We start from the raw sequence: 22,281 nt of genomic DNA, 5'->3' as shown, positions 1-22,281 counted from the left end.
GGATCGGCACCGGATTGGGGAGCCCATGGAACTACCTCGGATCATCAGCGTCGACGACCATGTGATCGAGCCCGCCCACCTGTTCGACGTCTGGCTGCCTGCCAAGTACCGCGACCGCGGCCCCAAGGCGCTCACGGCCGGCATCGGCGAGCTGCAGTACACGGGCGGCAAGTACGTGATCACCATGGACCCGGACGGCCCGCCGACCGACTGGTGGATCTACGAGGACCTGAAGTTCCCGTACAAGCGCAACATCGCCGCCGTCGGCTTCGACCGCGACGACATGACGCTGGAGGGGATCACCCGCGAGGAGATGCGCCAGGGATGCTGGGACCCCAAGGCGCGCCTCGCCGACATGGACCTCAACCACGTCGAGGCCTCCCTGTGCTTCCCGACCTTCCCGCGCTTCTGCGGGCAGACCTTCGCCGAGGCGCACGACAAGGAGGTGGCCCTCGCCTGTGTACGCGCCTACAACGACTGGATGGTCGAGGAATGGTGCGGCGACAGCGGCGGCCGGCTGATCCCGCTGTGCATCATCCCGCTGTGGGACATCGACCTGGCGGTGGCCGAGATCCGGCGCAACGCGGCCCGCGGGGTGCGCGCCGTGACCTTCTCCGAGATCCCCACCCACCTCGGACTCCCCTCCATCCACTCCGGCTACTGGGATCCCTTCTTCGCCGTCTGCCAGGAGACCGGCACGGTGGTCAACATGCACATCGGGTCCAGTTCCCAGATGCCCGCGGCCTCCCCGGACGCGCCGCCCGCCGTGCAGGCGTCGCTCAGCTTCAACAACGCGATGGCCTCGATGATGGACTTCCTCTTCAGCGGCGTGCTGGTGAAGTTCCCGACGCTCAAGCTGGCCTACAGCGAGGGCCAGATGGGCTGGATCCCGTACGCCCTGGAACGCGCGGACGACGTGTGGGAGGAGCACCGGGCGTGGGGCGGGGTGCGCGACCTGATCCCCGAGCCGCCGTCGACGTACTACTACCGGCAGATCTTCTGCTGCTTCTTCCGCGACAAGCACGGGATCGCCTCGCTCGACGTCGTCGGCCGCGACAACGCCACCTTCGAGACCGACTACCCGCACGTGGACTCGACCTTCCCGCACACCAAGGAGGTCGCCCTCGACCACGTGCGGGGACTGGACGAGGAGACCGTCTACAAGCTGATGCGCGGCAACGCCATCCGCATGCTCGGCCTCGACCTGGACAAGCACCGGGACCGGAACCTGGACAAGCACCGGGACTGGGACCGGATCAAGGGCCGCTGATGGACCTGACGTACACCGAGGAGGAGCGGGCCTTCCGGGCGCGGCTGCGCGAGTGGCTCGCCAAGACCCTCCCCGAGCTGCCCGCCCGGCCGTCCCCGGACGACTGGCCGGGCCGGCGCGCCTACGACCTGGGCTGGCAGCGCCGCCTGTACGAGGCCGGGTACGCGGGCCTGCACTGGCCGGTGGACGCGGGCGGCCGCGGCGCCACCCCCACCCAGCACCTGATCTTCCTGGAGGAGACGGAGCGTGCCGGAGCCCCCTACGTCGGCGCGAACTTCGTCGGGCTGCTGCACGCCGGCCCGACGATCGCCGCCGAGGGCACGGCCGGGCAGCGGGCGCGCTGGCTGCCGCCCGTACTGCGCGGCGACGAGGTGTGGTGCCAGGGCTTCAGCGAGCCGGACGCGGGCTCCGACCTGGCTTCCCTGCGTACGCGCGCGGTCCGCGACGGCGACGACTACGTGATCACCGGATCGAAGATCTGGACCTCGCACGCGGAGGTCGCCGACTGGTGCGAGCTGCTCGTGCGCACGCAGCCCGTCAGCGCCGCGGTCCCCAAGCACCGCGGGATCTCCTGGCTGGCCATGCCGATGGACGCGCCCGGGGTGACGGTGCGGCCGCTGCGCACGCTCGCCGGATCGACGGAGTTCGCCGAGGTGTTCCTCGACGAGGTGCGGGTCCCGGTCGCCAACCGGGTGGGCGCGGAGAACGACGGCTGGCGCGTCACCATGGTCACGCTGTCCTTCGAGCGGGGCACCGCCTTCGTCGGCGAGGTCGTCGCGTGCCGCCGGACCCTGGGCGAGCTGGCCCGTACGGCGAAGGCGAACGGCCGCTGGGACGACCCGGTGCTGCGGCGCCGGCTGGGGCGGCTGTACGGGGAGTTCGGCGCGCTGTGGCGGCTGACCCAGTGGAACGTCAGCGAGTCGGAGCGCTCCGGCGGGGTGCCCGGCATCGGCGGCTCGGTCTTCAAGCTTGCCTACTCGCACGCCCGCCAGGAGCTGTACGACGTGGCGGCAGAGGTCCTGGGGGCGGCGTCGCTGTCGCTGGACGAGGAGTGGACCCTGGACCGCCTCTCGTCCCTCTCGTACACGATCGCGGCGGGCACCTCGCAGATCCAGCGGAACATCGTCGCCGAGCGGATCCTCGGCCTCCCGAAGGGCCGGTGAGCGGGATGGACTTCCAGCCGACGGAGGACCAGCGGAACCTGCGGGCGGGCGTACGGGACCTGCTGGAGGGCCGGTACGGGCGGGAGGCGCTGCGCGCTTCGGTGGACTCGGGCACGGCCGTGGACCGCGGGCTGTGGCGGGAGCTGGGCGCGGCGGGCTTCTTCGCGCTGCGGCTCCCGGAGTCCGAGGGCGGGGTGGGGCTGGGCCTGCCGGAGGCGGCGGTCGTCTTCGAGGAGGCCGGGCGGGCCCTGGTGCCGGGGCCGCTGGTGGCGACGCACCTCGCCGCCGGGGTGGTGCCGGGGGCGGCGGCGGGGACGGCGGTGGTGACCGCCTTCGACCTGGGCGGGGACCTGGTGGCGTACCTGGGGGAGGCCGACGCGGTCCTGGGCGCGGACGGGCTCCCGGACGGTGAGCCGGTGCGCGCGGCGGACCCGCTGACCCCGCTGCACCGGGTCCGGCGGCCGGGCGGCGCCGCCGCGCCCGGGGTCGGGTCCGGGGTCGCGCCCGGGGTCGGGTCCGCGTACGGGTCCGCGTACGGGTCCGCGTACGGGTCCGTGTACGGGGCCGCGTACGTGGCGGAGGGGGCGCTGCTGACGGCCGCCCTCCAGGTCGGGAGCGCGCTGCGGACGGTGGAGCTGGCGGTGCGGTACGCGGGTGAGCGCGAGCAGTTCGGGCAGCCGATCGGGGCGTTCCAGGCGGTCAAGCACAGTTGTGCGCAGATGCTGGTGCGGGCGGAGGTGGCCCGTACGGCGGTGTACGCGGCAGCGGTGACGGGTGAGCCGGGGGAGGTGGCGGCGGCGAAGCTGCTGGCGGACGAGGCGGCCGTACGGGGTGCCCGGGACTGTCTGCAGGTGTACGGCGGGATGGGCTTCACGTGGGAGGCGGACGTGCACCTGCACCTGAAGCGGGCCTGGGTGCGGGCCGAGCAGTGGCGGACGGCTGCGGAGGCGGAGGAGCTGCTGGCGGCGGAGCTGCTGGACTCGGCGGAGCTGCCGGACCCGGCGGGGTAGCCGGGTTCGTCGTGGTGGCTCCGTGTGACGGCCGGGCCGGGTGGGTAACGGAAATGGGGTACGGGAGCAACGGCGCGGGACGCATGTCCGATTACAGAGAGTTGATATCGGTTCGTGTCCTTCGCCCGCCGCATTACGGCCCGGGGTCGGGGGCCTGCTCCGGTACGCTCCGACGAATGCGAGTGGTTGAGCGTCGCGAGCGTCGCACAGTATGCACCACGCCTACTCCTTCGCGCGGGAATATGCCCGAAGCGCTTGTTGTGGTGACTGTATGTCAACCATGCTGCTACGCAAGGGGGTCACGGTTGGTGATCCCGCCCCGTCGCGAGGCGAAGTGTCCGCCGGTTCGGATGGTGTGAGCGGTGCAGGTGCTTCAGGTTCAGCTGGAGGTAGGCGCGGATCCCGCCGAGGTCGGCAGGGCGCGCCGGTGGGCGCGGTCCCGGCTGGCGGGGTCGGGCATAGGGGATGACGAGCCGCTCGCCGAGACGCTGATCCTGCTGATCTCCGAGCTGGTCACGAACGCGGTCGTGCACACGGGCTGTCCGGCCGTGCTGCGCATGCTGTTCGGGGGGCCGGGGGTGCGGGTCGAGGTGGCCGACGCCAGCGACCGGGCGCCGGCCCGCCGCCAGGCCTGCGGGGAGGACACCGGCGGGCGCGGCCTGGAGCTGGTGGACGGTCTGGCGGACCGGTGGGGATGGCAGCGCGAGGGCGCGGGCAAGCGGATCTGGTGCGAGATCGACCGCGGGCGGAAGGCGGAGTCGGACGCCGCGACGAGTGCCGCCCTGACGAGCGGCGCCGTGACGAGTGCCGCCGTGACGAGTGCCTCCATGACGAGCGGTGCCGCGACGAGTGCCGCCGCGACGAGTGCCGCCGTGACGCAGGTCGCCCCGGCCGGGACGGCTTCGTGCCGCCGGTCCGAAGTTCACACTTCGGTGCGGGAACCGCGCGTGTACCTCTAACGAGGTGTTGACGGTTCGTCACCTGTTGATCACCCTGGTGTGGAGCGATTCGACGCGAGGGGACGCCAAGGACACGCCTTGACGAGTGCGGGTCGCGGGGTGGCGGCTGCCGTGCCGCGCTCGGGGCGTGCATGCGCGCCGCCGCCACCCGCAGCTCACCGCGGCGCCCGCCGCCGCGCGGCGGGCGCCGGGCGGAGGTCAGCCGTCGGTGCAGATCACGTCGTAGGGGCGGCCCACCGCGATGGTCAGACGGATCGGGTTCGTGGTGCCGGAGGGGCACTCTTCCTTCGTCTTGACGAGGCCGAGGACCTTCTGTGCGCCCGAGCCGCTGCAGGGGACCTCCTTGGCCTGGGAGGTCACGCAGTCGCCCTTGACGAGCTGGCCGCCGCCGGCGCCCGCGTCACCGGGGTGGTCGTTGGACAGGTTGCGGCCGCAGACGGTGTTGGTGGGGATGCCGCTCGACTTGCCGCCGTTGTAGGAGATGCTCACCTCGATCATCACGTCCGTGCCCGCCGGGCACTGGATGGAGCCCGGCAGGATGCTGGCCTCCTTGATGTCGATGGCCTTGAAGCTGGCCCCGGCGTCGGAGCAGCCCGTCCGCTTGTACGCGTCGGCGCCCTTGGAGGGGTCGGGGCCGCCGCAGTCGCCGACCTTCCAGGCGCTGGAGGTGTCGGAGGAGGACTCGGGGGACCCGGGGTCCTTGGCCGTGGGCTTGGCGGACGGCGTCGCGGAGGCGGTCGTGGACGTGGACGTCGAGGACTTGTTCTTGTCCGCGCCCAGCACCTTGGAGGCGCCGTACGCGCCGCCGACGACCAGCGCCAGGACCAGGAAGACGACGAACTTGTTGCCGCCGCGCCGCGGCGGGGTTCCCGGGGTGAACGGCGGCGGTGGCGGGGGCGGGGACGCCTGGTAGGGGTTGGACACGGGCTTCTCCTGCGGGTGAGGGTGGTGAGGAGCGGGGGGTGACGCGAGAACGGTGACGCGTCATGGACACAACATGGTTCCACCCGGTGCGGGACGGGGACCGCCGGGGTCGCCCCGCCCCGCGCCACCTGCGCGGACGCGCCCCGGCGCGTCCCGGGGCGCGTCTCAGAGGACGGCCACCGGGGCCACGGGGGTGCCGGTACCGCCCACGAAGGGTTCGGGCATGGCGGACAGGAGGAAGGCGTACCGGCCCTCTTCTGCACAGGCTGTGGACAGTTTTTCGAGGTTCCAGTTCTGGCCCTGGTGCATGCCCATCTCCACCAGGTCGAGGGCGTGGACCGGCAGCCACAGGTTCTCGATCTCCGGCGGGAAGATCTCGAAGGTCAGGGTGTCGTTCGCGACGGCGGCCACGTCCCGCGCGTGGAACCACTCCGGCGTACGGACGGACAGCCCGGGGGACGGGAAGCCGTAGCCGTGCCGGTCGCCCGCCAGATAGACCTGGATCTGCCCGGTGCGGACCAGGACGATGTCGCCGGGGCGGACCGTGACCCGGCCGAACTCCTCGGCCTCCGCCAGGTCCGCGGGGGTCACCGCGTGGCCGCCGGGCAGGCGGTCCAGGCCCTTCGCGCGGGCCACGTCGAGGAGCACCCCGCGCGAGACGACAGGGGTGGCCTTGTCGATGCCGCTGAACTCGGCCCGGCCGTGTGCCGTGATGGTGCCGGCGGGGCGGCCGTTGTAGATCCGGCCCGAGTGCGAGACGTGGGTGAGGGCGTCCCAGTGGGTGCCCGCCTGGAGGCCCATGCTGACGGCGTCGTCGCTGCAGGCCACCGTGCCCGGGCCGAAGAGCTCCTGGTTGATCTGCACCATCGTGTGCAGGGGGTTGATCCGGCCGGGGATCATGCCGACCTGGACCCCGTCCTCCTTCAGGGGCAGCGCCAGGGGGACGCGGCGGCCGCTGCGGATCTCCGCGGCCGCACCCCGTACGACCTCGTCGGTGATCAGGTTCAGGGTGCCGATCTCGTCGTCGGCGCCCCAGCGTCCCCAGTTGTTGACGCGCTTGGCGATGTCGTGGAACTCGGCGGGCAGGGTCATGGGCGTCGACGGCTCCTTGCGTGAATGCGGCAACGAGGGCTTGTGCGCGTGCATCTGACTACCCATAGAATCTAACGGTCCGTCAGAAATCGCGGGAAGGGGCCGGGCGTGGGGAACTTCTTGGCAGGCAGGGTCGTCGCCGTCACCGGCGCCGGCCGGGGCATCGGACGGGCCGTGGCACTGGCCGCGGCCGCCGAGGGCGCCAAGGTCGTCGTCAACGACTACGGCGTCGGCATCGAGGGCACGGAGCCCACCAGCGAGGTCGCCGACGGCGTCGTGAAGGAGATCCAGGCCGCCGGCGGGGAGGCCGTCGCCGTCGCCGACGACATCTCCACCATGGCGGGCGGCCAGCGCATCATCGACACCGCGCTCACGCAGTACGGACGCATCGACGGCGTCGTCTGCGTCGCCGGCATCCTGCGCGAACGCATGCTCTTCAACATGTCCGAGGAGGAGTGGGACCCGGTGATCGCCACCCACCTCAAGGGCACCTTCACCGTCTTCCGCGCCGCCTCCGCCGTCATGCGCCGCCAGGGCTCGGGCACCCTCATCGGCTTCACCAGCGGCAACCACCAGGGCTCGGTCGCCCAGGCCAACTACAGCGCCGCCAAGGGCGGGATCATCTCCCTCGTCCGCTCCGCCGCCCTGGGCCTGGCCAAGTACGGGGTCACCGCCAACGCGGTCGCACCCGTCGCCCGTACCCGCATGTCCGCGAACGTCCCCATGGAGCTCAAGGAGATCGGCGAGCCCGAGGACGTCGCGGCACTGGTCACCTACCTGCTCTCCGACAAGGCCGTGGCCGTCGGCGGCGAGCCGATCACCGGGCAGGTCTACACGATCGCCGGCCCGAAGATCGCCGTCTGGGCGCAGCCGCGCGAGCTGCGCGCCGGCTACGCCGAGGGCTCCTGGACCCCGGAGAAGATCGCCGACTTCCTCCCCGGGACGGTCGGCACCGACCCCATGCCGATGCTGGCGCAGCTGGAGGCCATGGCCAGGGCGGCGGCCGCCAAGGACCGCCCCAACGCCTGACGGGGGGAGCGGCGTGGACTTCGGTTTCGGGGCCGAGGACGAGGAGCTGCGCGGTCACGCCCGGGCGTGGCTGGCCGAGCACCTCGTGGGCCCGTACGCGCGCGCCGTCGGCCTCGGCGGGCCGGGCAGCGAGCACCAGGGGGTCGAGGCCCGGCGCGAGTGGGAGCGGGAGCTGGGCCGCGGCGGCTGGATCGGGCAGGGCTGGGACGCACCGGACGGGGTGTACGGGCAGCGGCGGCTGTCGCTGACCGGGCAGGTGGTGTGGGCCGAGGAGTACGCGGCGCTGCGCGCCCCCGGCCGGGTCGGTCACATCGGGGAGAACCTCCTCGCGCCCACCCTGATCGCCTACGGCAGCCAGGAGCAGCAGCGCCGCTTCCTGCCGGCCGTCGCACGGGGTGAGGAACTGTGGTGCCAGGGCTACAGCGAGCCGGGCGCCGGCTCCGACCTCGCGGGTATCCGCACCGCCGCGGTGCGCGACCCCGCCGACGGACTCTTCCGTGTCACCGGGCAGAAGATCTGGACCTCCCTCGCCCGGGAGGCCGACTGGTGCTTCGTCCTGGCCCGCACCGAGCCGGGGTCGAAACGCCACCGGGGGCTGTCCTTCCTGCTCGTGCGGATGGACCAGCCCGGCCGCGTGGAGGTCCGGCCGATCCGGCAGATGTCCGGGACTTCGGAGTTCAACGAGGTGTTCTTCGACGGGGCGGTCGCGGCGGAGGTCGTCGGCGCGGAGGGCGACGGCTGGACGGTGGCCATGGGCCTGCTCGCCCTGGAACGGGGCGTCTCCACGCTGGTCCAGCAGATCGGTTTCGCGGCGGAGCTGGAGCGGGTCCTGGGCCTGTACGCGGCTTCGGGCGCGGCCGACCCGGTGGTCCGCGACCGCCTCGTACGGCAGTGGGCCGAGCTGCGGACCATGCGGTGGAACGCGCTGCGGACCCTGGGCGCGCAGGGCGATCCGGGCGCGCCGAGCGTGGCCAAGCTGCTGTGGGGCGGCTGGCACCGGCGGCTCGGGGAGCTCGCGGTGGAGGTCCGGGGTGCGGCGGCCGCGGCCGGGCCGGGCACCTGGGCGCCCGGGCTCCCGTACGAGCACGGACTCGACGAGGAGCAGCGCCTGTTCCTGTTCACCCGCGCCGACACGATCTACGGCGGTTCGGACGAGATCCAGCGCAACATCATCGCCGAGCGGGTGCTCGGCCTGCCTAAGGAGTCCAGGTGAGAGGCGTCGTGTTCGACGGCAAGCAGGCCCGGGTGGTCGACGACCTGGAGATCCGGGATCCGGGGCCGGGGGAGGTGCTCGTCGCGATCGGTGCGGCCGGGCTGTGCCACAGCGACCTGTCGGTGATGGACGGGACGATCCCGTTCCCGCCGCCGGTGGTGCTGGGGCACGAGGGCGCGGGGGTGGTGGAGGCCGTCGGCGAGGGGGTCACGCACGTGGTGCCCGGCGATCATGTGTCGCTGTCGACGCTGGCGAACTGCGGGGCGTGCGCGGACTGCGACCGGGGCCGGCCGACGATGTGCCGCAAGGCGATCGGGATGCCGGGGCAGCCGTTCTCGCGGGGCGGGCAGCCGCTCTTCCAGTTCGCCTCGAACTCGGCCTTCGCGGAGCGGACGATCGTCAAGGCGGTGCAGGCGGTGAAGATCCCGGCCGGCATCCCGCTGACGTCGGCGGCGCTCATCGGCTGCGGCGTCCTGACCGGAGTGGGTGCGGTGCTCAACCGGGCCCGCGTCGACAACGGCGAGACGGTCGTCGTCATCGGCACCGGCGGTATCGGGCTGAACGTCCTGCAGGGTGCCCGGATCGCCGGGGCCGCGACCATCGTGGCGGTGGACGCGAACCCGGCGAAGGAGGCGGTGGCCCGCCAGTTCGGGGCCACGCACTTCGTCGACGCGTCCGAGGTGGCCGACGTGCCGGCGGCGGTGCGCGAGATCCTGCCGACCGGCGCCGACCACGCCTTCGAGTGCGTGGGGAACGTCGGGCTGATCCGTCAGGCCGTCGACCTGCTCGACCGGCACGGCCAGGCGGTCCTGCTGGGCGTGCCCGGCTTCAAGGAGGAGGCGTCCTTCCTCGTCTCCTCCATGTACCTCGACAAGACGATCATGGGTTGCCGGTACGGATCCTCGCGCCCGCAGCGGGACATCGCGCTGTACGCGGATCTCTACCGGCAGGGCCGGCTGCTGCTGGACGAGCTGGTCACGGAGGTGTACCCGGTCGAGGACTTCGCGAAGGCCGTCGACGACGCGCACCACGGGCGGGTGGCGCGCGGGGTGCTCACCTTCTGATCCGCCCTGCACGACGACTGCCGCGGGACGACTGCCGCCCCGCACGACGACCGCCGCGGGACGACTGCCACCCTGCACGACGACTGCCGGCCGGCCCCTGCGGGCCGGCCGGCAGTCGTCGTCCGGCGGCCCCTTCAGTCGGCGAGGCGGCCGAAGCGGCCCTTGTGGAAGAGGAGCGGGTCGCCCTCCCCGGCCGCGCCCATGGCGACGACCCGGCCCACGACGATGAGGTGGTCCCCGCCGGTGTGGACGGCGTGGATCCGGCAGTCGATCCAGGCGGGTACGGCGTCGAGCTGCGGGGACCCGGTGACGGGGGCCGGGGTGTGGGTCACCCCCGCGAACTTGTCGGCGCCGCTGACGGCGAAGGACCGGCACAGTCCGCCCTGATCGGCTCCCAGGATGTTGACGCAGAACACCCCGGCGCGGGCGATCCGCGGCCAGGTGGTCGACGTGCGGGCCACCATGAAGGTGACCAGGGGAGGGTCCAGGGACAGCGAGGCGAAGGACTGGCAGGCGAAGCCGGACGGCCCGTTCTCGTCCTCGCCGGGGGGCGCGGTGATGACCGTGACCCCACTGGCGAAGTTCCCCAGCACCGCGCGGAATTCGGCCGGACTGACCGGCGCCCGCTCGTCGTCGCCGACGGCCCGCAGGTCGGGACGCGGCAGGGCGTCGACGGACTCGGCCTCCCGCTGCGCCGCGGCGGAGGTGGGGGAGCCGACTGACCTGAGGTATCGGACGACGGTGGCCGCCATCCCTGCATGTCCCATCACCCTTCCGATTGAAGCTGACGGTTCGTCAGATTGGAAGGGGTGGGGGACGGCCTCGGGGACGGGCTTCGGCGGTGCTGCCCTGCGCCGGACCGGTGTGCGAGGTTCACCCGCACGGGTGAAACCGGTTGGGTGGGCGGGGCTGTGGGAGGGGGTGGGGGAGGAGGCTCGGCATCGTGGCAGCGACCCCGTACCGCCGCCGTACCCCAGGAGGGCCCATGCTCGGCACCGACTTCCGCACCGGATCACCCAACTGGCTCGACCTCGGCAGTCCCGACACCGCCGCGGCCGCCGCGTTCTACGGCGCCGTGTTCGGCTGGGAGTTCGCCTCCGCCGGACCCGAGGCAGGCGGGTACGGCTTCTTCCGGCAGGACGGCAAGACCGTCGCCGCCCTCGGACCGCTCACCGAGGAAGGCGCCCGGTCGGCCTGGATGCACCACTTCATGACCCCCGACATCCGGGCCACCGCCGAGGCCGTCCGGGCCGGCGGCGGTCAGGTGCGTACGGAACCCATGGACGTCATGGGCGAGGGATGGCTGGCCCAGTTCACCGACCCGCAGGGCGCCGAGTTCGCCTGCTGGCAGCCCGGCAAGACCAAGGGATTCGAGGTGGCCTCCGCGGAGAACGCGCTGGTGTGGGCCGAACTCCACGTACCGGACCCGGTCGCCGACATCGCCTTCTACGCGGGGCTGTTCGGATGGCGGCACGCCGAGATGCAGACGCCCGGCATGACGTACCGGGTCCTGAGCACCGCCGACGGCGACCAGGAGGACGCCTCCTTCGGCGGGGTCGCACCCCTCGGCGACGGCGCGGGCGCGGGAGCGGGCGAGGAGGCGCGCTGGGTGCCGTACTTCCACGTGGGGGACGTCGACGCCACCGTCGCCAGAGCCCGCGAGAACGGCGGGACCGTCCTCATGCCGGCCGCGGACGTACCGGACGTCGGGCGCATCGGCTGGCTCGCGGACCCCTTCGGCGCGGTGTTCGCGCTGCTGAAGCCCGACCCGCAGATGTAGCCCGCCGACGGCCATGCCCGTGCCGGGCACCGGCGCCGGTCAGCGGCCCAGGTACTTGGGTGTGCGGCGCTCCACGAAACTCGCCACGCCCTCGTGCGCGTCGGCCGTGGTCATGTTGATCTCCTGAGCGGTGGCCTCGGCGGCCAGCGCCGCCGCCCGGCCCCCGTCCAGGGAGGCGTTGACCAGCTGCTTCGTCATGGCGAGGGCCCGGGTGGGACCCTGGGCGAGCCGCTCGGCCCACTCCCGGGCGGCGGCCTGCAGCTCCTCGGCCGCCACCACCTTGTTGACCAGGCCGAGCCGGGCCGCCTCGGCCGCCGGGACGGCGTCGCCGAAGAACATCAGCTCCTTCGCCTTCTGCGGGCCGACCAGCCGGGGCAGGAGGTACGCGCCGCCCCCGTCCGGGACCAGGCCGCGGCGCACGAACACCTCGATGAGGCGGGCCCCCTCGGCGGCGATCACGAGGTCGCAGGCGAGGGCGAGGTGCGCACCGATGCCGGCGGCCGTGCCGTTGACGGCGGCGATCACCGGCTTCTCGCAATCCAGGACCGCCGTGATCAGGCGCTGCGCGCCGAGGCGGATCATGCGCGCCACGTCCCCGGCGACGCGGTCCCCGCCGGTGGCGGGGCCGCCGCGCAGATCGGCGCCCGCGCAGAAGCCCTTGCCCGTGGCGGTGACGACGACCGCGCGGACGGCGGGGTCGGCGGAGGCGTCGTCGAGCAGGGCGATGACGCGTTCGCGCTGCGCCCAGGTGACGGCGTTCATCGCCTCGGGGCGGTTGAGGGTGATCCACGAGACGTTGTTCTCAAGGCGGTGGAGGACGGTGTCCTCGGGGGCGGTGGCCATGCGTGGACTCCCGTTCGGGACGGTCAGGGTGGGTGGGTGCGGCGCCGTTGCGGGGGCGCAGCCCCGGGCCCCCGCGCCTCGAAGCGCCGGCGGGGCCGGCTTTTCCGGCCCCGCTACGGAGGCGGCGGCGGGCGCCGTCAGCGGCAGATGGCCAGGGCGTCCAGGGCTACCGCGCCCTGGCCCCGGGGAAGGACCATCAGGGGGTTGATGTCCAGCTCGGAGAGTTGGCCGCCGAACTCCAGCGCCATGCGCTGGATCCGCAGGATGACCTCCACCAGCGCGTCCACGTCGGCCGGGGGTGCGCCCCGGACGCCCTCCAGGAGGGCGTGGCCGCGCAGTTCCGTGAGCATCGCGCGGGCCTGGTCCTCGCCGAACGGCGGGACGCGGACCGCCGCGTCGTGGAGGACCTCGACGAGGACACCGCCCAGCCCGACGGTGACGGTCGGGCCGAAGAGGTCGTCCTGGGTGACCCCGACGACCATCTCCACGCCCCGTTCCACCATCTGGCAGACCAGGATCCCGTCGAGCGGGACGTTCTCGTAGCGTGCGATGTCGGTCAGCTCCCGGTAGGCGTCGCGGATCTGGCTCGCGGAGGTCAGGCCGATCTTCACCAGGCCGAGTTCGGTCTTGTGGCCGAGCTGAGGGCCGGACGCCTTCATCACCACCGGATAGCCGACCAGCCCGGCCGCGCGCACGGCCGCGGCCGCGCTCGTCACCAGCTGCTCGCGCGGCACCCGTATGCCGTAGGCGCGCAGGAGCTGCTTCGCGGCGTGCTCGCTGAGTTGCTGTCCCGGCCGCATGAGGGCCTGCGCCTTGCGGTACGAGGGCGACGGCGTGCGCGGCGCGTCGTCGAAGGGGGAGCGGTAGCCGGTGGTGAAGCGGTGGTGGCCGAGGTAGGCGCGTACGGCGGTGATGCAGTTGCCGAAGGTACGGAAGGTGGCCACGCGGGAGGAGCCGAGGAGGGTGGTGCGGTAGGCGTCCTCGGTGCCGACGGGGGAGCCCCAGATCACGCAGATCAGCTTGTCGGTCCGCTCGGCGGCGTCGGCCAGGTCCTGGGCGAGCCGGTCACTCATCGGGGGGAAGGGGCCGGTGATGGGGCAGATGAGGACGCCCACTTCAGGGTCGGCGAGGATCGCGTCGATGATCTTCCGGCCGCGCCAGTCGCCGACGGGGTGGCCGCCGTTGTCGACGGGGTTGGCGACGTTCAGGTACGGCGGGATCCACTGGTGGAGTTCGTCCTGCTTGGCCTGCGAGAGGGTGGGCAGGGTCAGGCCGGCCTCGGTGGCCAGGTCGGAGAAGTGGGCGCCGGTGCCGCCGGAGATGGAGTACACGACGACGCCGTCGGCCCGGGGCCTGCGGGCCCGGGCGAGGAGGGCGGCCGTGTCCTGGAGCTCGTCCAGGCCGTCGACGCGGATCACGCCGAACTGGCGCATGGCGGCGTCCACGACGGTGTCGGCGCCGGTCAGCTTCCCGGTGTGGGAGGCGGCCATGCGGGCGCCGGTCTCGGTGCGGCCGACCTTGACGGCGACGACGGGGACACCGTTGCGGGCGGCCCGGTCGGCGGCCAGCAGGAAGGACCGGCCGTCCTTGAGGCCCTCGACGTAGCAGGCGATGGCGCCGACCTCGGGCTGCTCGGCGAAGTAGGAGATGAAGTCGGAGGTCTCCAGGTCGGCCTCGTTGCCGGTGGGCGCCCAGTGGGACAGCCGGATGCCCAGTTCCTGGAGGGTGTAGACGGGCCGGCCCTGGTGGCCGGACTGGGTGATCAGGGCGATCGCCGGCCCGTCGAGGTCGTCGCGGAACTCCTCGAAGGCGTTGAGGTTGGTGTTCGGGCCCAGCAGGCGCAGTCCGGAGCGCTCGACCGCAGCGGCGAGGCGTTCCTGGGCGGCGGCCCCGGCGTCGCCGGTCTCGGCGAAGCCGGAGGCGAAGGCGACCGCGAACTTCACCTTGGTGTCGGCGAGTTCCTCGATGACGGGCAGCGGATCGGAGACCAGCAGGACGGCGAGGTCCACCTGCTCGGGCAGGTCGGCGACGGAGGCGTGGCAGGCCAGCCCGAAGACGGTGGCACGGGTGGGGTGCACGGGGTGGATCCGGGCGCCGACGCGTTCCGCCCAGGCGATGAGCTGGCGGGTGATGCCGGTGTTGGGCCTGCCGTCGGCGTCGGAGGCGCCGATGACGGCGACGGACTCGGGCCGGAAGAACCGGTCCAGGTCGGGTACGTCGGCGTGCAGCGGCCGTCCGCTGACGTCCACGGGGATCGCGTCGTCGGCGGAGGGGGCCGCCGAGGAATGGACGGCCGTCCTGGGGGTCTCCCCGCAGGCCTCGACCCGTGCGCGGAAGTCGGTGGTGAGGGTGCCGTGAGTAGATCCAAGCATCGTTCCGCCCGCTCCTGCTCGATGAACCTCGATGGACCTCAATAACTGACGTGCTGTCAGATTACTGAACTGACATGCCGTCAGGAACAGGGCTGCGCAGGAAAGCTGGTGGAGGTGATGTGGTGAACGGTGGCAGATGCCCGCGGAGCGGGTCCAGAGTGCACTTCCGGCCGCGGTCCCTGAGGGCGTGAGCCGGCCCGCGCGCCAGTCCGGTACGGGTGTGCGCGCCGGTCGGGGGCGGCGTGTGTGCGTCGGTTCGGGGTGGGTGCGTATGCCGGTCCGGGGCGGGGGCGCTTCCTAAACCCCCGCGAGCCCCCTGTGAGTACGTTCGGCGTAAGACAGATTTCATCTCACCCCGGACGTCCCGGAGGCTCCGTGAGCTTCAGTAATCACTCTCAACTGCCGGACGGGAAGTGTGTATTCGAACTCGTGCGCAACGTATACCTCCAGGGTGCCCCGGTGTGGGACGTCCCGCTGTGGGTGACGGACGAGACCGTCGCGTACTACGCGTCGGGCGCCCGCCGGTACGGATCGGACTGGCGGAAGTTCTGCGGCAAATCGATGCGGGCGGCGCGCGGTCACCGGAAGAAGATCCTCTCGGACCGGAGGAAGCCCTTCACCTTCCACCTGGAGCCACTGCACCCCCTGCTCGCCCCGATGCTCCAGGAGCAGCTCGGTATCGATCTCCCGGTCGGCTGGAACCGGACCGAGAAAGAGTGCGCGATCATCGCGGGCTTGGAGTACGTCGATACGGGGCGGCTGACGCAGCGCGAGAAGGAGTCCTTTCATATGGCGTGCGTGATCCGAGGGCCTCGGGCGGAGATCGCCGGCGTCATGGGGATCACCACGGACGGGCTCAAGGCACACGTGAGCAACAGCTGGAAGAAGATGCGTGATGACGGCATCGACGTGAAGGCCATGAAGTGGTTCCTGGGAGGCGACATCCCGAAGCAATCCGGTACGTGAGCAACAACGTCAGAGACGAAGGATGCGATGACCAGTACCTGCGAGACCAACAACTTCAAGGAGGAAGCTGTGGAGAAGCGCCGTACACACTCGACGGACCCGGAGGCGTACATCAGGGCCTACGCGGACTCCGTTGAACGGGCCTGCTGTGAAGGGCGCAGCGCTGCCAGGGCGCGCACGCGCGTCACGCTGGCCAAGGTGCCGGAGAAACTGGTGTCGGTGTCCGCCATGACGGTTCTCGGCGCCGTGACCTGCGCGATGCTGGTCCTCTGGGGAGTGTCCACCGCTATGGCTCTCCAGGTCGGGGTGGTGTCGGCAACGCTGTATTCGGCCACGAACGACGTCCGGATCTCGATCGTCCACGACAACCCCGGCTGGCGGCGTCGGCACCGCTTCCTCGCGCGGCTGATTCCCAGGCACCCCGCCGACTAGCGGAGGGACCGCCCAGCGCTTCCGGGATCGCGAGCCCATGGAAGACGCTGAGCGGCTACGGCCCGTCCCCCAAATGCTGTTCGGTATGACACAAGAGCAAGGAAGAGCCGATGTCCCGATTTTCCTCACAGTCCATGATGTGCGGGCCGACTGACAATTTCTCTGCAAATCCCGCACATTCGTGTTTCGTCATGGAGCGAAAGGCGACTGCATCGGCCGTACGTGCGTACGTACGCCGCCGCTTGCTTTCGATGCCCCCACCCGACGGGACCCGGCGGCCCTGAAGCAACCACGGCCCCAGGCTTGGTGGAGCCCGAGGCCGCAGTTGCGACGTGCACCGTGTCAGCAGTGCACGGAGAACCTTTGATCCACGCCGGATGATCTGTCCAGGACCTGCCGGCGCGATCCTCCCTAGTTCTCGGTTAGGACAGCCTTAATTATGCCTTCTCTCTCTTCGACGGCGCGGCAAAACGCCGGATGCCCCTATGGCTGGGATGGGATTCAGGCCACCTTCTCGGCCACCTCCGGCTTCAGCGGCTCCTTCACCTGGGCAGCTCTCCTGGCGGCCGTCACCCTCGCTGTCTCGGTCTACTTCACGGTCGTCCATCGCCGCCGCGACAGGCGGTTCGCTCAACTGGCGGAGGATTACAGGCTCCTCGATGAAATCGCAGTCGTCCTCGGCGGGCTTGAGGAGATCACGGCGACCAAGGACGACCTTCGTGGGCTGAAGAGCCTGATGGTGGGGGTCAGGCAGGCCGAAATGCGTTTTCCTGAGGTCCCGTTCGGGCCGGTTGCCGCAGCCATCGAGGCGTACGAGAAGACCGCGCTGAGTGCGGAGTGCGCCAAGAAGCTCACGAAGAAGCTCTCCGACAGCAGGTCGGTGATCGAGGCGCTGGAACGCTCCCGGCGGCAGGGCGCGCGAATTGCCGACATCCGCAGCTCGATCAACGTCGCTCAGCGAGCGATCGAGCGGCTGCTCAGGCGGTGAGGGAACCCCACCACCAGGGGCGACGGCCGTCGCGGCCGGGCCGCCCCTGGCGAGGGGTGACCAGTACTACTGCCGCGGCATGCCTGGGTGCGTGTCAGCCGGTACGGGGGATGTTCCGAGCCTGCGCGAAACCGCCTTGGCGATCTTCTCCGCGTCCAGGGCCATCTCGCGGAACATGCCGCTGATGGGGTTGGTGAAGCCGGTGAAGTACAGGCCGCGGGCCTCCGCCGGGGTGCGGGCGCCGTGCGTGCGGGGGCGGCCGCGCTCGTCCAGCACCCCGAGGTGCCCGACCAGCCCCTCCAGCCGGCGGTGGTAGCCGGTGGCCGCGATCACCGCGTCCGGGGTGATGCGCGAGCCGTCCGCGAGCACCACCTCCGCACCGTCGAAGGAGGCCACGGCCGCCACCGGCTCCACCTTCCCGGCGCGCACCGCGGCGACCAGGCCCACGTCCTGGACCGGGATCGCGCCCTCCTTGACCCGGCTGTACAGGCCGGTGGCGGGGCGCGGGAGTCCGTACGCCGACAGGTCCGGGACCGAGGCCCGGGCCACGAGCGCGCCCAGCCGGTCCACGAGCCGCACCGGCAGCCGGCGGACGAGGATCCCGCTGCGCTGGGCGGGCCAGCCGGCCGTGGAGCGGCGCATGATGTGCGGGGCGGTGCGCACGGCGAGGCGTACCCGGGCCGCGCCGCCCTCGGCGAGGTCGGCGGCTATCTCGGCGCCGGTGTTGCCGACGCCGACGACAAGGACGTCCTGACCGGCGTACGGACGGGGGTTGCGGTAGTCGGCGGCGTGCAGCAGCCGGCCGGCGTACGACTCCAGGCCCGGCCAGTCGGGCAGCCTGGGCGTGTGGTTGAAGCCGGTCGCGACGACGACGGCCGCGGCGGACAGCACCCGGCCGCCGCTGGCGTGCAGGGTCCAGCCGCCCTCGTCCTCGGGCCCGGGCTCGATCCGGGTCACCTCGACGCCGGTGACGAGTTCCAGCTCGTGGAACTCGGCGTACTTCTCCAGGTAGCGCACGACGTTGTCGCGGGACACCCAGCGTCCGAACCGGCGGGGCATCGCCAGGCCCGGGAGGGCGGACAGCCGGCGCGTGGTGTGCAGGTGCAGCCGGTCGTAGTGGCGCCGCCAGGACGCGCCGACGGCGTCGGACTTCTCGACGACCACGGCGCGGACCCCGCGGGCGCGCAGCGCGGCGGCCGCGGCGAGGCCGCCGGGGCCGGCCCCGATGACGTACACGGGGCGGGGCTGGGTGGTCATGTCGACTGCGGGTGCGGGGACTGCGGGCATGAGGTGTGATCGTATCGCCACGCTGGGTTGATGGGTCTCGGACAAGGAGGGAATCGATTGCGGATCGGTCACGGTGGTGGTCGCGGGGGCGGGCCGCAGGCGGAGCGGGGGCGGACCGGAGGCGGACCCGTGGGTGGACCGTGAGCGGACCCGTGGGTGGACCGTGAGCGGACCCGGGGCGGCCGGGGTCCTGCGGGATCGCTCCGCGGCCTTGCGGGATCGCTCCGCATCCGCTGAACTGACGTACCGTCAGATCAGTGGTGAGGGGAGTGGGGGCTGCCGATGCAGACCGTCTGGCTCAGTGGGGCCGAATGGCTCGCCGTGCTCCGGATAGGCCTCGGCCTGTGGTGGCTGGAGAGCTGGCGGCACAAGGACAAGAAGGGCTGGTTCGAACGCGGCACCGGCATCGCCTGGGCCGCCGACGTCGCGAACAAGCACCGCTGGACCTTCGTCAGGAGCGGCTTCCAGCAGGTCGTCGCCCCGCGGCCGAAGGTGATGGCGTACGTCGTCGTCTACGCGGAACTCGCCCTCGGGCTGGGCCTGGTCTCCGGCTTCCTGACCCCGGTCGCCCTGATCGGCGGACTCCTCCTGAACCTCTTCTACCTGGTGCTGATGATCCACGACTGGGCCGAGCAGGGGCAGAACGCGATGATGGCGCTCATCTCCCTCGTCGCGCTCCTCGCCATGTCCTGGCAGACCTGGTCCCTCGACGCGGCGATCGGACTGTTCCTTTGAGCGGCACCGTGCGCCACGACCTCCCCGAGGCCGACGACTTCACCCGCCCCTACTGGGACGCCGCGGCGCAGGGCCGGCTCCTGCTGCGCCGGTGCGGCGCCTGCGGACGGGCACACCACTACCCGCGCGAGTTCTGCCCCCACTGCTGGGCCGGCGAGGACCGGGTGACCTGGGAGACCGCGAGCGGCCGGGCCACCCTGTACACGTGGTCGGTGATCCACCGCAACGACCTCCCGCCGTTCGGTACGCGCGTCCCCTACACGGCGGCCGTCGTCGACCTGGCCGAAGGTCCGCGGATGATGACCGAGGTGGTGGACTGCGAGGCGGCCGCCCTGCGCATCGGCATGCCGCTGAAGGTCACCTTCCGCGAAGCCGCGGAAGGCGTGTGGGTAGCGGTCTTCCGACCTGAGCCGCAGGGCTGAGCCCAGGGCTTGGCGCCCCGGCCCGGGGGGCCGGGGCTTTGCGTGCCGGCCCGGGGGGTCGGGGCTTGGCGTGCCGGCCCGGGGGCTGGCGTCGGCCCGAACTGCGGGCCCGGCCGGCGGCTCGTCGGTGCCGGCGCCTCGGCGACCGCGCCAGGGTCGGATCAGGGCCAGAGCAGCTCGCGGACCCAGGAGCCGCTGTCGGTGCGCCGGTAGCGCAGGCGGCCGTGCCTGCGGGCGGCGTCCCCCTGGAAGAACTCCACCTCGGCGGGGGCCAGTACGTACCGCGTCCAGGTCGGAGCCGGCGCGTCCGGCTCCGACCCGGCCCGCTCCCAGGCGGCCGCCGAAGCCCGCGCCAGTTCCTCCACCGAATCCAGCACCTCGCTCTGCCGCCCCGTGAGCGCGGCCGCGAGCGCACCGCGCGACCGGACCGCCAGGTCCGCCCGGCTCTCCTCCGGCCCGCAGGCGGTGACCGTGCCCCGTACCCGGACCTGCCGGCCCACCGACGGCCAGTAGAAGCCGAGCGCCGCCTCCGGCCGCGCGGCCAGCTGTACGCCCTTGGCGCTCGTGGCGTGCGAGGCGAAGTGCCAGCCCCGCCCGTCGACGTCGTGCAGCATCAGCGTCCGTACGTCGGGCCGCCCCTCGCCGTCCGCCGTGGCCAGGCTCATCGTGTGCGGCTCCGGCTGCCCGGCCCGCGCGGCGTGCACGAACCACTCCCGGAACAGCGTCACCGGATCGCCGGGAGCCGCCTCCGTGTCGAACCCGGGGAGCGGGGAGTCCCACACGCGCAGGGCGTGCAGGACGCCATGGAACTCCTCGTCGCCGATCCCGCTGCTCTCGCTGCCGTCAGTGCCTTCGGTGCCTTCACGGCCCTCGCTGCTCATGACGCCCAGGCTAAGCGCGGCCTGAGGGGCGGGCGGCCGGGCGGCCTGACGGCCGAGAGGCTGGGCGCAGCGGGACGGTGGTGTGATGCGGGTCACGCGGGCGATCCGCTCAGTTTGCATTTCCTCGACGGTCTTCCTTACGACGGCATCGCAACGAAGGAGACTCACCATGACCGACACCGTGAAGGGCCCCGCCAGCTACTTCCCTTCGATCGAGAAGAAGTACGGGCGGCCGATCGCGGAGTGGAAGGACCTCATCAGGACCTCGCCGCTGACGAAGCACATGGAACTCGTCGCCTGGCTCAAGACGGAACACGGCCTGGGCCACGGCCACGCGAACGCCCTGGTGGCCGACACCCTGGCGGAACGGAAGTAGAAACAGGCGGGGCGGTGCGGTGGCGGGACGGGGGCGGGATCCACGCGGGCGGCATCAGTGACGGTATGGGGGTTTTCCGTCAGTCCCATCGTCTCTCCGTGTCGTGCCGGTCCGTCAAGGGCGCTCCTTCGTCGCGTCGCTTCGCGATGTCGCTGCGCTCCACCCTTGACCGACCGTCCCGCCCCGCAAATCCGAAAGACTGCCGGGAAACCCCCAAAGGAACGGGCCGGGACAGAAGGAGACAGACGAGGCGGTGCGCTGCGCGGGCGAAGCCCGGAGCGCCACCAATCGCTACGCGCTCCTCTCGAAAGGCGTCTGCGAGCCCCTTGGGCTGGACATAGGCCGCCCACATTCGCTACGCGCTCCTCGAAGACGGCGAGTGCGAGTCCCTGTGGCTGGTCATAGGCCGCCATCGATCGCTACGCGCTTCTCGATCACGCGTCCGCAGACCGTCTGGGGCCGGTCATAGGCCGCAGAGGCCGGAATGGCCTCCCAGGGACGGCGCCTGCGGGCTGTCGGGCACTGGAAAAGCGGCAAATGACGCCTGAGACGAAGCCAATCCGGGCCTGGGAGGGTGGGCGCCTCAAGGAGGCGTCAGTATGCCCCAATTACCCCCTCTGGGCGCGTGGACGGGATCTCACGGCGTCCCTGACGGGGATTGAGTTCGGCTGAGCCGATGGATCGACCTTTCGGACCTCTCATTCGCCCCGATCAACCCCCGACGGGGGCGGACGCCGTCTCGGAGGAGCGTGTAGCGCTCGATGGCGGCCCATGACCGACCACAGAGACTCGCAGTCGCGCGATCGAGAAGCGCGTAGCGAATGTGGGCGGCTTAGGACCAGCCCCAAGGGCCCGCAGACGCCGTCTCCGTGAAGCGCGTAGGGAATTGGGGCGGCCTATGACCAGCCACAGGGACTCGCAGACGCCTCCCGGCAGGAGCAGGTAGCGATTTGTGGCGGCCTGTGACCAGCCACAGGGACTCGCAGACGCCATCTTCGCGGAGCGCGTAGCGATTTGTGGCGGCCTATGACCAGCCACAGGGACTCGCACTCGCCGTCTTCGAGGAGCGCGTAGCGAATGTGGGCGGCCTATGTCCAGCCCAAGGGGCTCGCAGACGCCGTCGGGCAGGAGCGCGTAGCGATTTGGGGCGCTCCGGGCTTCGCCCGCGCAGGGCACCGCCCCTAAGTGTCTTTCTGCCCCCGGCCCGTTCCTTTGGGGGTTTCCCGGCAGTCTTTCGGATTTCCGGGGCGGGACGGTCGGTCAAGGGGGGCCGAAGGCCCTCGCGAAGCGACGCGACGAAGGAGCGCCCTTGACGGACCGGCACGACACGGAGAGACGATGGGACTGACGGAAAACCCCCATACGCGGCTCTGATGCCGCCCGCGTGGATCCCGCCCCCACACCGCCCCCGCGCCCTTCCGCTTCCGCCCCGCGTAGTCCTTGCCTTCGCGCCACCGCCCCGCTTCGTGCCCCCG

21 protein-coding genes are annotated in these 22,281 nt (G+C 71.9%); 14 read left to right on the top strand and 7 right to left on the bottom strand.

Annotated elements, in window-relative coordinates:
• Positions 1–25 precede the first annotated feature (25 nt).
• From NRK68_RS14795 to NRK68_RS14780, 4 genes are all read left to right on the top strand, one after another.
• Positions 26–1,270, top strand: coding sequence for an amidohydrolase family protein (locus tag NRK68_RS14795; protein WP_257855959.1), 1,245 nt, complete (start codon positions 26–28; stop codon positions 1,268–1,270).
• Entirely contained in the window at positions 1,270–2,433 is a 1,164-nt protein-coding gene (locus NRK68_RS14790; protein ID WP_183067837.1) for an acyl-CoA dehydrogenase, read from the top strand. The genes NRK68_RS14795 and NRK68_RS14790 overlap by 1 nt, the downstream gene beginning before the upstream one ends.
• Before the next feature lie 5 nt (positions 2,434–2,438).
• Positions 2,439–3,443 carry an acyl-CoA dehydrogenase family protein gene (locus tag NRK68_RS14785; protein ID WP_257855958.1) on the top strand — a complete coding sequence of 335 codons (1,005 nt, stop codon included), beginning with the start codon at positions 2,439–2,441 and terminating at the stop codon, positions 3,441–3,443.
• A gap of 362 nt (positions 3,444–3,805) precedes the next feature.
• Positions 3,806–4,402, top strand: coding sequence for an ATP-binding protein (locus NRK68_RS14780; protein WP_257855957.1), 597 nt, complete (start codon positions 3,806–3,808; stop codon positions 4,400–4,402).
• Positions 4,403–4,600: 198 nt separating this feature from the next.
• On the opposite strand, the gene NRK68_RS14775 is transcribed toward NRK68_RS14780, so the two are convergent.
• Entirely contained in the window at positions 4,601–5,326 is a 726-nt protein-coding gene (locus NRK68_RS14775; RefSeq protein ID WP_308296165.1) for a hypothetical protein, read from the bottom strand.
• Positions 5,327–5,491: 165 nt separating this feature from the next.
• Positions 5,492–6,418 (bottom strand): cyclase family protein, encoded by a 927-nt coding sequence (locus tag NRK68_RS14770; RefSeq protein WP_183067835.1) that lies wholly within the window; start codon positions 6,416–6,418, stop codon positions 5,492–5,494.
• Between the two features lie 108 nt (positions 6,419–6,526).
• Here NRK68_RS14770 and NRK68_RS14765 point away from each other — a divergent pair, with 108 nt between their 5' ends.
• From NRK68_RS14765 to NRK68_RS14755, 3 genes are read left to right on the top strand one after another with little or no spacing between them, the layout of a single operon-like run.
• Positions 6,527–7,447 (top strand): SDR family oxidoreductase, encoded by a 921-nt coding sequence (locus tag NRK68_RS14765; RefSeq protein ID WP_183067834.1) that lies wholly within the window; start codon positions 6,527–6,529, stop codon positions 7,445–7,447.
• Between the two features lie 13 nt (positions 7,448–7,460).
• A complete protein-coding gene (locus NRK68_RS14760; RefSeq protein ID WP_183067833.1) occupies positions 7,461–8,660 on the top strand; it encodes an acyl-CoA dehydrogenase family protein in 1,200 nt (399 codons plus the stop codon).
• Positions 8,657–9,724, top strand: a complete 1,068-nt coding sequence (locus NRK68_RS14755) for a Zn-dependent alcohol dehydrogenase (RefSeq protein ID WP_183067832.1) — start codon at positions 8,657–8,659, stop codon at positions 9,722–9,724. The genes NRK68_RS14760 and NRK68_RS14755 overlap by 4 nt, the downstream gene beginning before the upstream one ends.
• A gap of 134 nt (positions 9,725–9,858) precedes the next feature.
• Here NRK68_RS14755 and NRK68_RS14750 read toward each other — a convergent pair whose 3' ends face one another.
• Complete coding sequence (locus tag NRK68_RS14750; RefSeq protein WP_183067974.1) at positions 9,859–10,476, bottom strand: flavin reductase family protein; 618 nt, start codon at positions 10,474–10,476, stop codon at positions 9,859–9,861.
• Positions 10,477–10,709: 233 nt separating this feature from the next.
• On the opposite strand from NRK68_RS14750, the gene NRK68_RS14745 reads away from it, so the two are divergent.
• Positions 10,710–11,504 (top strand): VOC family protein, encoded by a 795-nt coding sequence (locus NRK68_RS14745; RefSeq protein WP_183067831.1) that lies wholly within the window; start codon positions 10,710–10,712, stop codon positions 11,502–11,504.
• A gap of 39 nt (positions 11,505–11,543) precedes the next feature.
• On the opposite strand, the gene NRK68_RS14740 is transcribed toward NRK68_RS14745, so the two are convergent.
• Positions 11,544–12,347, bottom strand: a complete 804-nt coding sequence (locus tag NRK68_RS14740; protein WP_183067830.1) for an enoyl-CoA hydratase/isomerase family protein — start codon at positions 12,345–12,347, stop codon at positions 11,544–11,546.
• A gap of 137 nt (positions 12,348–12,484) precedes the next feature.
• On the bottom strand, positions 12,485–14,719 hold the full coding sequence (locus NRK68_RS14735; protein WP_183067829.1) for an acetate--CoA ligase family protein: 2,235 nt from the start codon (positions 14,717–14,719) through the stop codon (positions 12,485–12,487).
• A 429-nt stretch (positions 14,720–15,148) separates the two neighbouring features.
• Between NRK68_RS14735 and NRK68_RS14730 the strand changes: the two genes are divergently transcribed.
• The 3 genes from NRK68_RS14730 to NRK68_RS14720 all read left to right on the top strand — a co-directional run bounded on the left by NRK68_RS14730 (position 15,149) and on the right by NRK68_RS14720 (position 17,105).
• A complete protein-coding gene (locus NRK68_RS14730; RefSeq protein WP_183067828.1) occupies positions 15,149–15,685 on the top strand; it encodes a hypothetical protein in 537 nt (178 codons plus the stop codon).
• A 27-nt stretch (positions 15,686–15,712) separates the two neighbouring features.
• On the top strand, positions 15,713–16,117 hold the full coding sequence (locus tag NRK68_RS14725) for a hypothetical protein (protein ID WP_183067827.1): 405 nt from the start codon (positions 15,713–15,715) through the stop codon (positions 16,115–16,117).
• A 439-nt stretch (positions 16,118–16,556) separates the two neighbouring features.
• Positions 16,557–17,105 carry a hypothetical protein gene (locus tag NRK68_RS14720; protein ID WP_257855956.1) on the top strand — a complete coding sequence of 183 codons (549 nt, stop codon included), beginning with the start codon at positions 16,557–16,559 and terminating at the stop codon, positions 17,103–17,105.
• 66 nt (positions 17,106–17,171) lie between these two features.
• Here the strand turns inward: NRK68_RS14720 and NRK68_RS14715 are convergent, their stop codons facing one another.
• Positions 17,172–18,392, bottom strand: a complete 1,221-nt coding sequence (locus NRK68_RS14715; protein WP_183067825.1) for a flavin-containing monooxygenase — start codon at positions 18,390–18,392, stop codon at positions 17,172–17,174.
• Between the two features lie 282 nt (positions 18,393–18,674).
• Between NRK68_RS14715 and NRK68_RS14710 the strand changes: the two genes are divergently transcribed.
• Positions 18,675–19,127, top strand: a complete 453-nt coding sequence (locus tag NRK68_RS14710) for a DoxX family membrane protein (protein ID WP_257855955.1) — start codon at positions 18,675–18,677, stop codon at positions 19,125–19,127.
• On the top strand, positions 19,124–19,549 hold the full coding sequence (locus NRK68_RS14705; protein WP_183067823.1) for a Zn-ribbon domain-containing OB-fold protein: 426 nt from the start codon (positions 19,124–19,126) through the stop codon (positions 19,547–19,549). Before NRK68_RS14710 ends, NRK68_RS14705 begins: the two co-directional genes overlap by 4 nt.
• A gap of 161 nt (positions 19,550–19,710) precedes the next feature.
• Here the strand turns inward: NRK68_RS14705 and NRK68_RS14700 are convergent, their stop codons facing one another.
• A complete protein-coding gene (locus tag NRK68_RS14700; RefSeq protein ID WP_257855954.1) occupies positions 19,711–20,430 on the bottom strand; it encodes a pyridoxine/pyridoxamine 5'-phosphate oxidase in 720 nt (239 codons plus the stop codon).
• Between the two features lie 169 nt (positions 20,431–20,599).
• Between NRK68_RS14700 and NRK68_RS14695 the strand changes: the two genes are divergently transcribed.
• Positions 20,600–20,806 carry a DUF4287 domain-containing protein gene (locus tag NRK68_RS14695; RefSeq protein ID WP_183067821.1) on the top strand — a complete coding sequence of 69 codons (207 nt, stop codon included), beginning with the start codon at positions 20,600–20,602 and terminating at the stop codon, positions 20,804–20,806.
• The last annotated feature ends 1,475 nt before the right edge of the window (positions 20,807–22,281 follow it).

Origin of the sequence: Streptomyces yangpuensis (assembly GCF_024666385.1) — a bacterium.
GTDB classification, from domain to species: domain Bacteria; phylum Actinomycetota; class Actinomycetes; order Streptomycetales; family Streptomycetaceae; genus Streptomyces; species Streptomyces yangpuensis.
This window is presented reverse-complemented; position numbering and strand designations above follow the sequence as displayed.

Excerpts from the sequence above, each read along its gene's own strand:
- NRK68_RS14725 (WP_183067827.1), top strand. The coding sequence starts at position 15,713 with ATGACCAGTACCTGCGAGACCAACAACTTCAAGGAGGAAGCTGTGGAG.
- NRK68_RS14700 (WP_257855954.1), bottom strand. The coding sequence starts at position 20,430 with ATGAGCAGCGAGGGCCGTGAAGGCACCGAAGGCACTGACGGCAGCGAG.
- NRK68_RS14750 (WP_183067974.1), bottom strand. The coding sequence starts at position 10,476 with ATGGCGGCCACCGTCGTCCGATACCTCAGGTCAGTCGGCTCCCCCACC.
- NRK68_RS14695 (WP_183067821.1), top strand. The coding sequence starts at position 20,600 with ATGACCGACACCGTGAAGGGCCCCGCCAGCTACTTCCCTTCGATCGAG.
- NRK68_RS14715 (WP_183067825.1), bottom strand. The coding sequence starts at position 18,392 with ATGCCCGCAGTCCCCGCACCCGCAGTCGACATGACCACCCAGCCCCGC.
- NRK68_RS14740 (WP_183067830.1), bottom strand. The coding sequence starts at position 12,347 with ATGGCCACCGCCCCCGAGGACACCGTCCTCCACCGCCTTGAGAACAAC.
- NRK68_RS14770 (WP_183067835.1), bottom strand. The coding sequence starts at position 6,418 with ATGACCCTGCCCGCCGAGTTCCACGACATCGCCAAGCGCGTCAACAAC.
- NRK68_RS14785 (WP_257855958.1), top strand. The coding sequence starts at position 2,439 with ATGGACTTCCAGCCGACGGAGGACCAGCGGAACCTGCGGGCGGGCGTA.
- NRK68_RS14790 (WP_183067837.1), top strand. The coding sequence starts at position 1,270 with ATGGACCTGACGTACACCGAGGAGGAGCGGGCCTTCCGGGCGCGGCTG.
- NRK68_RS14745 (WP_183067831.1), top strand. The coding sequence starts at position 10,710 with ATGCTCGGCACCGACTTCCGCACCGGATCACCCAACTGGCTCGACCTC.
- NRK68_RS14720 (WP_257855956.1), top strand. The coding sequence starts at position 16,557 with ATGCCTTCTCTCTCTTCGACGGCGCGGCAAAACGCCGGATGCCCCTAT.
- NRK68_RS14795 (WP_257855959.1), top strand. The coding sequence starts at position 26 with ATGGAACTACCTCGGATCATCAGCGTCGACGACCATGTGATCGAGCCC.
- NRK68_RS14710 (WP_257855955.1), top strand. The coding sequence starts at position 18,675 with ATGCAGACCGTCTGGCTCAGTGGGGCCGAATGGCTCGCCGTGCTCCGG.
- NRK68_RS14735 (WP_183067829.1), bottom strand. The coding sequence starts at position 14,719 with ATGCTTGGATCTACTCACGGCACCCTCACCACCGACTTCCGCGCACGG.